Source organism: Streptomyces sp. TLI_105, assembly GCF_900105415.1.
Classification (GTDB): domain Bacteria; phylum Actinomycetota; class Actinomycetes; order Streptomycetales; family Streptomycetaceae; genus Streptomyces.
Genome location: NZ_FNSM01000001.1, coordinates 6706763 through 6721549, shown reverse-complemented (window position 1 = coordinate 6721549; position 14787 = coordinate 6706763). Strand labels below are relative to the sequence as shown.

Sequence of the window (14787 nt, the reverse complement as noted above, 5' to 3'; positions counted from 1 at the left end):
TCGCAAGTCTGTTTGTGCAGGGTATCGGCCGGCACTGACAACGCAGCGGGCCGACGGGGTGTGTGTCCCGTCGGCCCGCTGCTGAGAAGACCGCGATCAGGCGTCGACCTTCTCCATGACCTCGTCGCTGACGTCGAAGTTGGCGAAGACGTTCTGCACGTCGTCGCTGTCCTCCAGGGCGTCGATCAGCTTGAACATCTTGCGCGCGCCCTCCTCGTCGAGCTCGACCTGCATGCTCGGGACGAAGCTGGACTCGGCCGAGTCGTAGTCGATGCCGGCTTCCTGGAGGGCGGTGCGGACCGCGACCAGGTCGGTGGCCTCGCTGATGATCTCGAAGGACTCGCCGAGGTCGTTGACCTCCTCGGCGCCGGCCTCGAGCACCGACTCCAGGACGTCGTCCTCGGACAGCTCGCCCTTGGGGAGCACGATGACGCCCTTGCGGTTGAACAGGTACGAGACCGAGCCCGGGTCGGCCATGGAGCCGCCGTTGCGGGTCATGGCGACGCGCACGTCGGAGGCGGCGCGGTTGCGGTTGTCGGTGAGGCACTCGATGAGCACCGCGACGCCGTTCGGACCGTAGCCCTCGTACATGATCGTCTGGTAGTCGACGCCGCCGGCCTCGAGGCCGCCGCCGCGCTTGACCGCGGAGTCGATGTTCTTGTTGGGGACCGAGCTCTTCTTCGCCTTCTGGATGGCGTCGTAGAGCGTCGGGTTGCCCTCCGGATCGGCACCGCCGGTCCGGGCCGCGACCTCGATGTTCTTGATCAGCTTCGCGAAGAGCTTGCCGCGCTTGGCGTCGATCACGGCCTTCTTGTGCTTCGTCGTAGCCCATTTAGAGTGGCCGGACATCTGCCTGTCTCCTTCGCGTAACCAACTTCTTGAACGAACCCCAGAGATCCTACCGGGATCGCGTCACCGTTCCGCGCGCACCATGTTCACGAACAGCTCGTGGATGCGGTGGTCGCCGGTGAGTTCGGGGTGGAAGGAGGTGGCGAGGGCGCGGCCCTGACGGACGGCGACGATGTGGCCCTCGTGCTCGGCGAGCACCTCGACCTGGGCGCCGACCGACTCCACCCACGGGGCGCGGATGAAGACGCCCTCGACGGGGGAGTCGATGCCCGCCACGGTGACGCCGGCCTCGAAGGACTCGTTCTGCCGACCGAAGGCGTTGCGGCGGACGATCATGTCGATGCCGCCGAAGGTCTCCTGGCCCGAGCGCGGGTCGAGGATCTTGTCGGCGAGCATGATCAGGCCGGCGCAGGTGCCGTACACGGGCATGCCGGCGGCGATGCGCTCGCGCAGCGGCTCCATCAGGCCGAAGAGGGCGGCCAGCTTGGAGATGGTGGTGGACTCACCGCCGGGGACGACCAGGCCGTCGACCTCGGCGAGCTCCTCGGGGCGCCGGACCGGCCTGGCCACGGCGTCCGCCGCGGCCAGGGCGATCAGGTGCTCCCGTACGTCGCCCTGGAGGGCCAGGACACCGATCACGGGCGTGCTCATGGGTGCTTACCAGCCCCGGTTCGCGTAGCGCTCGGACTCGGGGAGGGTGTCGCAGTTGATGCCGACCATGGCCTCGCCCAGGTTGCGGGAGGCGTCCGCGATGACCTTCGGGTCGTCGTAGAAGGTGGTGGCCTTCACGATGGCGGCGGCGCGCTTGGCCGGGTCGCCTGACTTGAAGATGCCGGAGCCGACGAAGACGCCCTCGGCGCCGAGCTGGCGCATGAGCGCGGCGTCGGCGGGGGTGGCGACACCACCGGCGGAGAACAGCACGACCGGCAGCTTGCCGAGCTCGGCGACCTCCTTGACGAGCTCGTACGGGGCGCGCAGCTCCTTGGCGGCGGCGAACAGCTCGTTGTTGTCGAAGCCGCGCAGCTTGGCGATCTCGTTCTTGATCTGGCGCAGGTGGCGGACGGCCTCGACGACGTTGCCGGTGCCGGCCTCGCCCTTGGAGCGGATCATGGCCGCGCCCTCGGCGATGCGGCGCAGGGCCTCGCCCAGGTTGGTGGCACCACAGACGAAGGGGGTCGTGAAGGCCCACTTGTCGGAGTGGTTGATCTCGTCGGCCGGGGTCAGGACCTCGGACTCGTCGATGTAGTCGACACCGAGGGACTGCAGGACCTGGGCCTCGACGAAGTGGCCGATGCGGGACTTGGCCATGACCGGGATGGAGACCGCGCCGATGATCTCTTCGATCATGTTCGGGTCGGACATGCGGGCGACGCCGCCGTCCTTGCGGATGTCCGCGGGGACCCGCTCCAGGGCCATGACGGCCACGGCGCCGGCGTCCTCGGCGATCTTCGCCTGCTCGGCGTTGACCACGTCCATGATCACGCCGCCCTTGAGCTGCTCGGCCATGCCGCGCTTGACGCGCGCGGTGCCGGTCTCGGGGGACTGGAAGTTGGTGGAAGGCGTGGTGGACACGGATACCTCACTCGTGACAACGGGGGTTGACGACAAGACGAGGAAACAGGCCACCCGTGGTCCACATCAAGGGCCAATGTGGACCCGGTGGATCGTTTTCCCAGGTGACGAGCGTCAGGTCGGACGATCGGCAAGGGCCGCGGGCGGCTCGTCGTCCATTTCGAAGGCCAACGGGAAGGGGGCGTGGCCCGCGAGCCGGAACCAGCGGACCTTGCGGTGGCGGCGCAGGGCGCGGGCGGCCCGGACGGCGTCGTTGTGGAAGCGGCGGGCCATCGGCACCCGGCGGACGGCCGCGGCCAGCTCCCCCGCGGCCTCCTCGCCGCCGGGCGCCTCCCGTACGAGCTCCACCTGCTCGGGCGCGCCGAAGACGGCCCGCAGCGCCTGGCTCAGCTCGCTCTCGGCGACCTCCCGGTGGTCCTCCTCCGCCTGCCGGGCCGCGTGCGCGGCCTCGTACAGCACGATCGAGGCGGCCGGGTCGAGGACGCCGGAGGTGGCGAGCTCCTGGGTGACCGAGGCCCGGCGCAGGAGCTGCGCGTCCAGGGCGGCGCGGGCGGCGTCGATGCGCGAGTGCAGCCGGTCGAGCCGTCCGGCGGTCCAGCTCAGATAGACGCCGATGAGGATCAGCGCGACGACGGTCCAGATCAGGGTTTCGGTCACGGGCGCACAGGCTACCGGGGCGGTGGCAGCACACCTTCCCAAAGGTCGTGGTCATGGGCGAACAGGACACGCGCGGGACGGCCGTCGGCGAGCTCGCCGAGCCGGTCGAGCCAGGGGAGGTACGGGCTCCCGAACTCGTGGGCGAAGTCGTACGCCTGGCCGGCGAGGACCGTGATCCGGTCGCCGTGGTCGAGGACGAGCGACTGATGGCCCTCGGTGTGGCCGGGCGTGGGCACGATCAGCACGCCCGGCGCGATCTCGTGCTCGCCGTCGAGTTCCTCGTACCGGACGCCGGGCAGCAGCGAGTCGATGGTGTACCCGCCGGCGCGGGCGACGGCGAGCTCGGTGCGCTGGACGAGGACGGGTGTGGCGGGGAAGAGCTGGTTGCCGCCCATGTGGTCGAAGTGCAGGTGGCAGTTGACGACGAGGTCGACGTCGTCGGGGCCGACGGGCAGGGGGTGCCGGACGGGCCGGTAGTGCGCGTCGGTCTCGGGGGACCCGGTCCCCATGCCGGTGTCGAAGAGCACCCGCACGCCCGCGTGCCGCACGAGATACCCGAGAACGGGCTCCACGCGGGCGTGGGGGCCGTGCCATTCGTGGGCGGGGCGGGTGAAGTGACCGAGGTCGAGCCGGCTGATCGTCTCCATACGGCGACCGTTCCCCCACCCGCGACGGGCAACCGCCCCGCCCCCAGGACCCGTTGGACCAGCCACCCCACCGAACCGACGCCCACCCGCCCCTGTCCGTCGCGGGCCGCGCCCCCGCTGTGGGCAGTCGTTCCGCCGGGACGGTGCCCACCCCTCGCGCCCCCGTTGTGGGCATGCGTTCCGCCGGGGCGAGGGGGGTCCCCCCTGCTCGAGCGAAGCCGAGAGCTTGGGGAAGGGTGGGCACAACGGAACGGCGCCCTTGCCGGCGCCCGAGGCTCCCGCGCCCTGACCCGCACCGACGGGTACGGCGCACACGTGGTGCGGGTCCAGGCGCGGAAGGCGGAGCGCGCCCGCAAAGGCGCCGTCCCGTGTGCCCACCCGTCCCGCCCCGGCGGGACGATTGCCCACACGGGCGGGGTGGCGGGCGGGGGCACCGCCACGCAGGCGCGCGCCCACACGAGCGGGGGCGCGTCGGGGCACCGCCCAGCGGGACGATTGCCCACGCGGAGGTGGCGGAAGGGGCACCGCCCAGCCGGTGCCCGCCCATACGGGCAGCGGTCCCGCAAGGCGAGGTCCTACAAGCGCAGGCGCGCTCGCAAGCCGGGCGTGCGTTCGTCCGTGTCCACCGCCGCCGCCCCGTCCGCCACCGTCTCGTACACGGCGAGGATGTCCGCCCCCACCGTCGACCAGTCGAAGCGGCGCACATGCGCCGACCCCCGGGCGCTCAGTTCCGCGCGCCGCGCCCCGTCACCGAGGAGCGCGATCGCCGCGTCCGCGAGCGCCTCGGCGTTCTCGTTGGCGAAGAGTTCGCCCGCCGATCCCTGGTCGAGGACCTGCGCGAAGGCGTCGAGGTCGGAGGCGAGGACGGGCGCGCCGGCGGACAGCGCCTCGACGAGGATGATGCCGAAGCTCTCGCCGCCGGTGTTGGGCGCCACGTACACGTCGACGCTGCGCAGCAGCCGCGCCTTGTCCTCGTCGCTGACCATGCCGAGGAACTCCACCCGGGAGCGCATCTCGGCGGGCAGCGAGGCCACGGCCTCCTCCTCGTCGCCCCGTCCGGCGACGAGGAGCCGGGCGCCGGGGCGCTCGGTGAGGATCTTCGGGAGGGCCCGCATGAGGACGGGCAGGCCCTTGCGCGGCTCGTCGATGCGGCCGATGAAGCCGAGGGTCTCGCCCTGCCATTCCTTCTTCGGTTCGGCGCGGGCGAAGAAGTCGACGTCGACGCCGTTGGGGATGACGACCGCGTCGCCGCCGAGGTGCTCGACGAGCGTGCGCCGCGCGTACTCGCTGACCGCGATGCGGGCGCTGATCTTCTCCAGGGCGGGCTGGAGGATCGGGTAGGCGGCGATCATGGCCCGCGAGCGAGGGTTCGAGGTGTGGAAGGTGGCCACGATCGGCCCCTGCGCCGCCCAGCAGGTGAGCAGTCCGAGCGACGGCGAGGTCGGCTCGTGGATGTGGACGACGTCGAAGGTGCCGTCGTGCAGCCAGCGGCGGACCCGCGCGGCGGAGAGGAAGCCGAAGCTGAGCCGGGCCACCGAGCCGTTGTAGGACACGGGCACGGCGCGGCCCGCGGAGACGACGTACGGCGGCAGCGGGGTGTCGTCGTCGGCGGGGGCGAGGACGGAGACCTCGTGGCCGAGCCGGACGAGGTGCTCGGCGAGGTCGCGGATGTGGAACTGGACGCCGCCGGGCACGTCCCAGGAGTACGGGCAGACGATCCCGATCTTCACGCGCCCGGTCCCTCCCGCCCGTCCAGGTCCGAGAGCCACAGTCGTTGCAGCATGTGCCAGTCCTCCGGGTGGTCCGCGATGCCGCCGGCGAACGCGTCGGCGAGCGCCTGTGTCATGACGGACGTCTTCTCGGCCCGCGTACCCGACTCGGGTACGTCGACGGGCGGGTGGATCTGGCCCTTCATGACGGGCGTGTCGTCGTACCAGAGCGTCACGGGCAGCAGCAGCGCGCCCGTCTGCTGGGCGAGGATCGCCGGGCCGGCCGGCATCCGTGCCGTGTCCCCGAAGAACGTGACCTCGGTGCCGGAGGCCGAGAGGTCGCGGTCGGCGACCAGGCAGACCAGGCCGCCGGCCCGCAGCCGGCGCGCGAGCGTGCCGAAGGCGGAGCCGCCGGTGTGCGGCAGGACCTCCATGCCGAGGGACTCGCGGTAGGCGACGAACCGGTCGTACAGCGACTCGGGCTTGAGCCGCTCCGCGACCGTCGTGAAGGGCACGCCGAGCGAACGGGTCACCCAGACGCCCGCGAGGTCCCAGTTGGCCAGGTGCGGCAGGGCGAGGACGACACCGCGCCCGGAGGCGAGGCCCTCCTCCAGATAGTGGCGGTCCTTGATGTCGATGGACCGCTCGACCCGCTCCTTGGTCCAGGTCGGCAGCCGGAAGGACTCCATCCAGTACCGCATGTACGAGCGCATGCCGGCCTGTGACAGTTCGGCGAGCCGCTCGGGCGTGGCGTCCGGCACCACGCGCGCGAGGTTGGACTCCAGGCGCAGCACGCTCTTGCCGCGGCGCTTCCACGCGAAATCGGCGATCCGCCGGCCGAGGCCCGTCGCCACCGGCTCCGGCAGCTTCTTCACGGTCGCCCATCCGGCGCCGTACAGCCCGTCGCTCAGGCGCTCCTTCAGGGTGCTCACGAGGCCGCCCCTCCGCCCCCGGCCGCGGCGGCGTCCGCCTCGGCCGATTCCCGACGCACGGTCACGACGCGCTGACCCAGGGTGACGGCGCTGCCGACGGCCACGATCCACAGGGCGACCGGGAGCAGGACCTCGATGCCGGGCACGCCGAACGTGTGGAGTCCTGCGAGGCCCGCGGCGACCAGCGAGATCACCAGGCGCTCGGCGCGCTCGACGAGACCGTTCACGGCGACGGGCAGGCCGATCGATTCTCCTCGGGCCTTGGTGTACGAGACGACCTGGCCGCTCGCCAGGCAGAAGATCGCCACGGCGCACAGGATGTCGTCGTCGCCCTTGCCGGCGTACCAGAGCGCGAAGCCGCCGAAGATCGCGCTGTCGGCGACCCGGTCGAGCGTCGAGTCGAGGAAGGCTCCCCAGCGGCTGGAGATCCCCGCCTGCCGGGCCATGTTGCCGTCGACGAGGTCGGAGAAGACGAACAGGGTGATGACGATGGTGCCCCAGAAGAATTCCCCGCGGGGGAAGAAGACCAGCGCACCGGCCACCACCCCCGCCGTGCCGATGAGCGTGACCGCGTCGGGGCTGACGCCCCGCCGGAGCAGAAACGCGGCGAACGGTGTGAGGACACGCGTGAAAAAGGCACGCGCGTACTTGTTCAGCATGGCCTTCCCGAGGTTCGGTGGGCCGCGCGGCCCCTACGACCACCGGCTCGCCCATCGTAGCCACGCCCGTCCCGGCGCACCGGCGGGCACCCGTCCCGTCGCGTCGGCGTCCCGCCGACGTCCCCCCGGGGGGCTCCGGCGTGTACGACGTATGGACGCTTCCTGGCGTCGGTGCAAAGCTCGAAGGACCACCGCGGGCACCGCAGGAGCCGTACCGCGACACACCACTCCCCCGCGCCCGCGTCCCGCCGCATCGTGCGAGCAGTCGGGAGGAAACATCATGGGTGACAAGGCGAAGACCCCCGCCGGAGCCGCCGGCAGGGCTCCTACGGCCGACCGGCCCTCGGCCGTGCGGAACGTGGTGCTGGTCGGCCACAGCGGATCGGGCAAGACGACCCTCGTCGAGGCCCTGGCACAGACCGCCGGAGCGGTCAACCGGGCCGGGCGGGTCGAGGACGGCGCCACCGTCTCGGACTACGACGAGATCGAACACCGCCAGCAGCGGTCCGTGCAGCTCTCCCTCGTCCCGGTCGGCTGGGACGGATACAAGATCAATCTCCTCGACACCCCCGGGTACGCCGACTTCGTCGGGGAGCTGAGGGCCGGTCTGCGCGCGGCGGACGCGGCCCTCTTCGTCGTCTCGGCGGCCCAGGAGGCCGACGCCGTCGCCGCCTCCACCCGCATGATCTGGGAGGAGTGCGCCGCCGTCGGGATGCCCCGCGCCATCGTCGTCACCCACCTCGACACCGCGCGCACCGATTTCACCGAGCTCACCGCCGTCTGCGCGGAGCTCTTCGGCCGGGACGACCCCGACGCCGTCCTCCCCCTCTACCTGCCGGTGCGCGGCGCCGAGGGAGCCGACGGGCACGCACCGGTCACCGGCCTGGTCGGCCTGCTCTCGGAGCGGATCTTCGACTACTCCTCCGGGGTGCGCCGGGAGGACCCGCCCGACGAGGCGCAGCGGGAGCTCATCGCGGAGGCCCGCGCCCGGCTCATCGAGGGGATCATCGCCGAGAGCGAGGACGAGACCCTCATGGACCGCTACCTCGGCGGCGAGGAGATCGACGTGAAGACCCTCGTCGACGACCTGGAGAAGGCCGTCGCCCGGGGTGCCTTCCACCCGGTGCTCGCGGCCGCCCCCGCCGCCGACGGCGGGGCGCAGGGCCTCGGCACCCTCGAACTCCTGGAGCTGATCACGGGCGGCTTCCCCTCTCCCCTGGAGCACGAGGCGCCCACCGTCACCACCCCCGACGGCCGCTCCCGTCCCCCGCTCACCTGCGACCCGGAGGGGCCGCTGGTCGCCGAGGTCGTCAAGACGGCCGCCGACCCCTACGTGGGCCGGATCTCTCTGGTCCGGGTCTTCTCCGGCACGCTGCGCCCCGACGAGACCGTGCACGTCTCCGGTCACGGCCTCGCGGACCCGTCCCACAACGGCCACGAGCTGCACGAGGCGGACGAGCGGGTCGGCGGGCTCACCTCCCCCTTCGGCAGGCAGCAGCGCCCGCTCGCGGAGTGCATCGCCGGTGACCTCGCCTGTGTCGCCCGGCTCGGCCACGCCGAGACCGGGGACACCGTCTCCGCCAAGGACGACCCGCTCCTGATGGAGCCGTGGACCATGCCGGAGCCGCTGCTGCCGCTGGCCGTCCAGGCCCACGGCAAGGCCGACGAGGACCGGCTCTCGCAGGGCCTGGCCCGGCTCGTCGCCGAGGACCCGACCCTGCGGCTCGAACAGAACCAGGACACCCGGCAGGTGGTGCTGTGGTGCCTGGGCGAGGCCCATCAGGACGTCGCCCTGGAGCGTCTGCGCGGCCGGTACGGCGTGCAGGTCGACGCCGTGCCGTACAAGGTGGCGCTGCGCGAGACCTTCGGGAGCGCCGCCTCGGGCCGGGGCCGGCACGTCAAGCAGTCCGGCGGCCACGGCCAGTACGCCATCTGCGAGATCGACGTGGAGCCGCTGCCGCCGGGCAGTGGCATCGAGTTCGTCGACAAGGTGGTCGGCGGCGCCGTCCCGCGCCAGTTCGTCCCCTCCGTCGAGAAGGGGGTGCGGGCGCAGGCGGCGCGCGGGCTCGCCACCGGTCATCCGCTCGTCGACATCCGGGTCACCCTGCGGGACGGCAAGGCCCACTCGGTGGACTCCTCCGACGCCGCCTTCCAGACCGCCGGGGCGCTCGCGCTGCGCGAGGCGGCCGCCGACGTGCCCGTCCACCTCCTCGAACCGGTCGCCCAGGTCGACGTCCTCGTCCCGGACGAGTACGTCGGCCCGGTCATGAGCGACCTGTCGGGGCGGCGCGGCCGGGTCGTCGGAACCGACCAGGCCGGTCCCGGACGGACCGTGGTCAGGGCCGAGGTGCCGGAGATCGAGATCGGGCGGTACGCGATCGACCTGCGCTCGATCTCGCACGGCACCGGCCGGTTCGACCGCACCTACGCCCGGCACGAGCCGATGCCGCCGCAGCTGGCCGCGAAGCTCCGCGAACAGGCCGAAAAAGGCTCCTAGTTGACGGGATGACAGGGGTGCACGTCCGCCCGGCGGCTGCCGGGCGGACGTCATTCGGCCGATATCCACAGGCAGTGACGCATCCGGCCGCGCCCGGTTACGCTGGGGTGCCCAGCTCAGAAGGTGTGCGGGGCGCGGCAGTTGGGAACAGCCCGCACAGGTACTCGCGCGCGATGGGGGCGGCAGTGGCGATCGACGGTTTCGGACCGGGGGCTCAGATCCCCCTCCAGAACTCGGGGGGCGGTACGGGCGCGACGAACGCGCTCGCGTCCGCCGCGTACCGGGACAGCCCCCTCAAGACGATCCAGGAAGCCGACAACGAGCTCTACAAGACCACGGTCAAGGAAGGGAAGTGGGGGCTCTTCAGCCCCGACCTCGGCGAGGCCTTCTCCCGCGCCGTCCAGGTCCGCATGCTCGGCGGCGCCCGCAAGGCCCTGATCCAGTCCTTCGGGGCCGAGCCGCAGCCGGTGGTCGAGCACTGCCTCGCCGCCACCCACCTGCGCAGGCAGCGCGACACCAAGCTGACCCTGGTCACCTTCTTCTGCGGCGTCCTCTTCCTGCCCGGACTGCTGCTCTGGCTCGGCGTCATCCAGCTGCGCCGCCTCGTCGCCGGCTCCGAGAACAAGCGGAACAGCGCCCTCGGCACCGCCCTCCTGTGGGCCGCCGGGCTCTTCGCGGCGCTCGTCCTGATCAGGCTGCCCTTCGACGGGATCCTGCCGAACTACCTGCGTGCGATGGTCGTCGCCCCGGTCGTCGGCTGGTACCTCGCGAGCCGGATCTGCCTGAACGCCGCGGTCGACCTGCGCGAGCGCTGGTCCGGCCTGCTCGGCGGCGGCGGGATCGGCCCGCACGTCCCCAAGTCCGTCCCCCAGGACCCGGGCGAGAAGGAGGCGGAGGCCCTCCGGCTCAACCTGGAGAAGCTCTCCGCGGAGCAGCAGTCCAACATCGTCTTCTACGCCGGCACCAAGGGGATCCTCGGTCTGGGCACCCGCTGGGGCAGCTGGACGCTCGCCGAGGAGCTGGTCCCCCAGCCCGGCCGGGAGCTCCACGCCTTCCGCGCCTGGGACGTCATCCGCAGGATCCACGACGAGCTGACGCTCCTGGAGCGCGGCTCCCTGAAGACCGGCTTCCCCAAGCCGACCGTCAAGCACTGGATCGTCTCCCCGATCGGCGAGGGCGCCGACGAGGTCACCCGCCCCGAGGGCGACAACATCGTCCACTACCAGGTCAAGCCGCACGAGATACAGCGCATCTGCAACGACCAGCAGTTCGGCGCGGGCAACCGTCACTACCTCGGCGTGCAGTTCACGCTCTGGGACGGGAATCTCGTCCTCACCATGATGGTCACCGTCACCTCGCTCCACCACACGCTCCGGATCGAGGTCACCGGCCACGCGCTCGGCCCCGTGCACAGCCTCTTCACCACGAAGCCGAAGGCGAAGACGAGGGAGGTCGCCAAGACCGTCCGCTTCTGGGAGACGAAGGAGATCCAGCAGCCGCTGCTCACGACCAACGACATCGTGCGGCTCGCGGTGCGCGCCCCGCTCACCTGGTACCCGCCGGTCCTGGAGTTCCTCGGCGGCAAGATGACCCTGCCCGAGCCCTTCGGTCTGCGGCACGTCTGGGCCGGGCCGCTCTGGAAGAACCGCTTCATGGCCGACGACGCCATCCGCATGGCCACGCCCGTGCTCCGGGCCGTCCACGCCGCCACGCTCAAGGTGCTCGACGAGCACAACGTGGACACGGAGCGCTTCACCGCCCGCTCGCTGTTCCTCAGCGGCGGCGTCCAGGACCCGGGCCCGAAGAAGGCCGACGTCTACGAAGCCTGACCCGGGTCCTCCACGGCGCTCAGCGGCTCACAGGGTGGCCGGCCATGCGTCGGCCAGCATCTTCCGGGTGTCGGCGAGCAGCTGGGGCAGCACCTTGGTGTGCCCGACGACCGGCATGAAGTTGGTGTCCCCGCCCCAGCGCGGCACCACGTGCTGGTGCAGGTGCGCGGCGATGCCGGCGCCTGCGACGGCGCCCTGGTTCATGCCGATGTTGAAGCCGTGCGCGCCGGACGCCGCCCGCAGCGCGACCATCGCGCGCTTGGTGAAGGCGGCGAGCTCGACCGTCTCCGCCTCGTCGAGGTCGGTGTAGTCGGCGACGTGGCGGTACGGGACGACCATCAGGTGACCGCCGTTGTACGGGTAGAGGTTGAGCACCGCGTACACGCCCTGGCCGCGCGCGATCACCAGACCGTCCTCGTCCGACTTCGACGGAATCACACAGAACGGGCAACCGTCCTCGGACCCCGGCCCGGTCGGCTTGTTCTCGCCCTGGATGTAGGCCATCCGGTGAGGCGTCCACAGGCGCTGGAACGCGTCCTGCGTCCCCACTCCGATCTGCTGCTCCGGCTCAGTCGTCATGCTGAGCAGCATATTGCGTCGTCCGTTCGGAACGTGTCGCCGGGGCGGAAGATCCATCCTGCGGCCATGCTGATCCGATGAGAGAGAGGCCGCTGATCCCGCCCGCGCAGGAACGCTGGGACGACCGGATGGAGACCCCGCTCACGGTGACCGCCCTGGTCTATCTCGCCGCCTACGCGATGCGGGTCCTCGGGCACGACCTGTCGGGGCCGCTGCGCGATCTGTGCCTCGCGCTGACGTACACGGGCTGGGCGATCTTCATCGTGGACTTCGTCGTGCGGGTGAGGCTGAGCGGCCTCGGCCTGCTCCGCTTCGTGCGCCACCACTTCCTCGACGCGATGGTGGTGATCCTGCCGCTGCTGCGCCCGCTGCGGGTGGTGAGCGTGTACGACCGGGTGCAGCGCCGCCGCGACAAGCCCCGGCTCACTCTCTACGCCCGGGTGATGGCGTACGCGGGCATGGCGGCGGGGCTGCTCGGCTTCGCGGGGGCGCTGGCCGTCTACAGCTTCGAGTACGACGCACCGGGCGCGACGATCCGCACGTTCGGGGACTCGGTGTGGTGGTCGTGCGCGACGCTGGCGACGGTGGGCTACGGCGACGTGACCCCCGTGACGCCGATGGGCCGCCTGACGGCGGTGGGCATGATGGGCGTCGGTCTGGCCCTGCTCGGCGCGGTGACGGGTTCGTTCTCGTCCTGGCTGATCCAGGTGTTCACCCGGGAGGACGAGAGTGGCGACGGGAAGAGGCCCCCGGGGGATTTCCCAGGGGCCTCCTGAACGACTCAGGTCGTCGGACGCTCAGGTCGTCAGACCTGGACTCGGTCCTCGACGATCTTGGCGAGCTTGGCGATCGCCTCGTCGACGGGGATGCCGTTCTCCTGCGAACCGTCGCGGTAGCGGAAGGAGACGGCGCCGGCGGCCATGTCCTCGTCGCCCGCGATGATCATGAACGGGACCTTCTGCTTCTGGGCGTTCCGGATCTTCTTCTGCATCCGGTCCGAGGAGGAGTCGACCTCCACCCGCAGGCCCTGCTTCTTCGCCTTGGCGGCGAACTCGTGCAGGTAGTCGACGTGCGCGTCACCGATCGGGATGCCGGTCGCCTGCACCGGGGCCAGCCACGGCGGCATGGCGCCCGCGTAGTGCTCCAGGAGCACGGCGAAGAAGCGCTCGATCGAGCCGAACAGCGCGCGGTGGATCATGACCGGGCGCTGCTTGGTGCCGTCCGACGCGGTGTACTCCAGGTCGAAGCGCTCCGGCAGGTTGAAGTCGAGCTGCACGGTCGACATCTGCCAGGTGCGGCCGATGGCGTCCCGCGCCTGCACGGAGATCTTCGGGCCGTAGAACGCGGCGCCGCCCGGGTCGGGGGTCAGCGGGAGGCCCTGCTTCTCGGCGACCTGCTGGAGGACCGCGGTGGCCTCCTCCCACACCTCGTCGGAGCCGACGAACTTCTCCGGGTCCTTGGTCGACAGCTCCAGGTAGAAGTCGGTCAGACCGTAGTCGCGGAGCAGGTTGAGGACGAAGGTCAGGGTGCGGTCGAGCTCGTCCGCCATCTGCTCGCGGGTGCAGTAGATGTGCGCGTCGTCCTGGGTGAAGCCACGGGCCCGGGTGAGGCCGTGGACGACGCCGGACTTCTCGTACCGGTACACGGTGCCGAACTCGAACAGGCGAAGCGGCAGCTCACGGTAGGAGCGCCCGCGCGCGTCGAAGATCAGGTTGTGCATCGGGCAGTTCATGGGCTTGAGGTAGTAGTCCACGCCCTCGTCGAGCTGCATGGGGGGGTACATGCCCTCGGCGTACCAGTCCAGGTGGCCGGACTTCTCGAACAGCTTGCCCTTGGTGGCGTGCGGCGAGTAGACGAACTCGTAGCCCTCCTCCTCGTGGCGCTTGCGCGAGTAGTCCTCCATGACCCGGCGGATGATGCCGCCCTTGGGGTGGAAGACCGCGAGGCCGGAGCCGATCTCGTCCGGGACGGAGAAGAGGTCGAGCTCGTTGCCCAGCTTGCGGTGGTCGCGCTTCTCGGCCTCGGCCAGGAAGTCGAGGTGCGCCTTCAGCTCGTCCTTCGACGGCCAGGCGGTGCCGTAGATGCGCTGGAGCATCGGGTTCTTCTCGCTGCCGCGCCAGTAGGCGGCCGCGTTGCGCATCAACTTGAACGCCGGGATGTTCCGGGTGGTCGGCAGGTGCGGACCGCGGCAGAGGTCCTTCCAGCACAGCTCGCCGGTCTTGGCGTCGAGGTTGTCGTAGATGGTCAGCTCGCCGCCGCCCACCTCGACGTTCGCGCCGTCGTCGGTCGACGCGGAGCCCTTGATGCCGATGAGCTCCAGCTTGTACGGCTCGTCCGCCAGCTCCTCGCGGGCGGCCTCGTCGGTCACCACGCGGCGGGCGAAGCGCTGGCCGCGCTTCTGGATCTCCTGCATCTTCTTCTCGATGACCTTGAGGTCCTCGGGGGTGAAGGGCTTCTCGACGTCGAAGTCGTAGTAGAAGCCGTCCCGGACCGGCGGGCCGATGCCCAGCTTGGCCTCGGGGAAGAGCTCCTGCACGGCCTGGGCCATGACGTGCGCGGTCGAGTGGCGCAGGATGTCGAGACCGTCCGGGGAGGAGATCTCGACGCCCTCGACGACATCGCCGTCGGCGAGCTCGTACGACAGGTCCTTCAGCTCGCCGCCCACGCGGGCGGCGATGACGGTGCGGTCGTCGGCGAACAGGGCGCCGGCGGTGGTGCCCGCGCTCACCGCCCTCTCCTCTGGTTCCGAGGCGGACTGGACGGTCACACGGACATCAGACACGGGTGCTCCATACATAAGGGCGCAGGCAGACACGAGGTGCCGGCGCCGGCGACGCGCGGCAGAGACGAGGTGCCG

General features: G+C 71.2%; 13 protein-coding genes. 3 read left to right on the top strand and 10 right to left on the bottom strand.

All coding sequences use genetic code 11. The features are described from left to right. Positions 1 to 96 precede the first annotated feature (96 nt). From BLW86_RS30790 to pgsA, 8 genes are all read right to left on the bottom strand, one after another. Positions 97 to 849, bottom strand: coding sequence for a YebC/PmpR family DNA-binding transcriptional regulator (locus tag BLW86_RS30790; protein WP_093877058.1), 753 nt, complete (start codon positions 847 to 849; stop codon positions 97 to 99). Between the two features lie 63 nt (positions 850 to 912). Next, on the bottom strand, positions 913 to 1500 hold the full coding sequence (pdxT, locus tag BLW86_RS30785) for a pyridoxal 5'-phosphate synthase glutaminase subunit PdxT (protein WP_093877057.1): 588 nt from the start codon (positions 1498 to 1500) through the stop codon (positions 913 to 915). Between the two features lie 6 nt (positions 1501 to 1506). Beyond that, the gene (pdxS, locus tag BLW86_RS30780) at positions 1507 to 2421 is read right to left on the bottom strand and encodes a pyridoxal 5'-phosphate synthase lyase subunit PdxS (protein ID WP_030693057.1); all 915 of its coding nucleotides are present in this window, start codon (positions 2419 to 2421) and stop codon (positions 1507 to 1509) included. A gap of 114 nt (positions 2422 to 2535) precedes the next feature. Continuing rightward, entirely contained in the window at positions 2536 to 3078 is a 543-nt protein-coding gene (locus tag BLW86_RS30775) for a hypothetical protein (RefSeq protein ID WP_093877056.1), read from the bottom strand. 11 nt (positions 3079 to 3089) lie between these two features. Continuing rightward, on the bottom strand, positions 3090 to 3725 hold the full coding sequence (locus BLW86_RS30770; RefSeq protein WP_093877055.1) for an MBL fold metallo-hydrolase: 636 nt from the start codon (positions 3723 to 3725) through the stop codon (positions 3090 to 3092). A 575-nt stretch (positions 3726 to 4300) separates the two neighbouring features. Further along, positions 4301 to 5455 (bottom strand): glycosyltransferase family 4 protein, encoded by a 1155-nt coding sequence (locus BLW86_RS30765; RefSeq protein WP_093877054.1) that lies wholly within the window; start codon positions 5453 to 5455, stop codon positions 4301 to 4303. Next, the gene (locus BLW86_RS30760; protein ID WP_093877053.1) at positions 5452 to 6366 is read right to left on the bottom strand and encodes a phosphatidylinositol mannoside acyltransferase; all 915 of its coding nucleotides are present in this window, start codon (positions 6364 to 6366) and stop codon (positions 5452 to 5454) included. The genes BLW86_RS30765 and BLW86_RS30760 overlap by 4 nt, the downstream gene beginning before the upstream one ends. Beyond that, on the bottom strand, positions 6363 to 7025 hold the full coding sequence (pgsA, locus tag BLW86_RS30755) for a phosphatidylinositol phosphate synthase (RefSeq protein ID WP_093877052.1): 663 nt from the start codon (positions 7023 to 7025) through the stop codon (positions 6363 to 6365). Before pgsA ends, BLW86_RS30760 begins: the two co-directional genes overlap by 4 nt. Positions 7026 to 7305: 280 nt before the next feature. Between pgsA and BLW86_RS30750 the strand changes: the two genes are divergently transcribed. Further along, positions 7306 to 9522: an elongation factor G-like protein EF-G2 gene (locus tag BLW86_RS30750; RefSeq protein WP_093877051.1), complete on the top strand. Its 2217-nt coding sequence runs from the start codon at positions 7306 to 7308 to the stop codon at positions 9520 to 9522. A gap of 173 nt (positions 9523 to 9695) precedes the next feature. Continuing rightward, the gene (locus tag BLW86_RS30745) at positions 9696 to 11351 is read left to right on the top strand and encodes a hypothetical protein (protein WP_177181794.1); all 1656 of its coding nucleotides are present in this window, start codon (positions 9696 to 9698) and stop codon (positions 11349 to 11351) included. A 27-nt stretch (positions 11352 to 11378) separates the two neighbouring features. Here the strand turns inward: BLW86_RS30745 and BLW86_RS30740 are convergent, their stop codons facing one another. Continuing rightward, complete coding sequence (locus BLW86_RS30740; protein ID WP_030692008.1) at positions 11379 to 11942, bottom strand: HIT family protein; 564 nt, start codon at positions 11940 to 11942, stop codon at positions 11379 to 11381. A gap of 65 nt (positions 11943 to 12007) precedes the next feature. Between BLW86_RS30740 and BLW86_RS30735 the strand changes: the two genes are divergently transcribed. Beyond that, positions 12008 to 12706, top strand: coding sequence for a potassium channel family protein (locus BLW86_RS30735; protein WP_093877049.1), 699 nt, complete (start codon positions 12008 to 12010; stop codon positions 12704 to 12706). 29 nt (positions 12707 to 12735) lie between these two features. Here BLW86_RS30735 and thrS read toward each other — a convergent pair whose 3' ends face one another. Further along, a complete protein-coding gene (thrS, locus tag BLW86_RS30730; protein ID WP_093877048.1) occupies positions 12736 to 14712 on the bottom strand; it encodes a threonine--tRNA ligase in 1977 nt (658 codons plus the stop codon). Positions 14713 to 14787 lie beyond the last annotated feature (75 nt).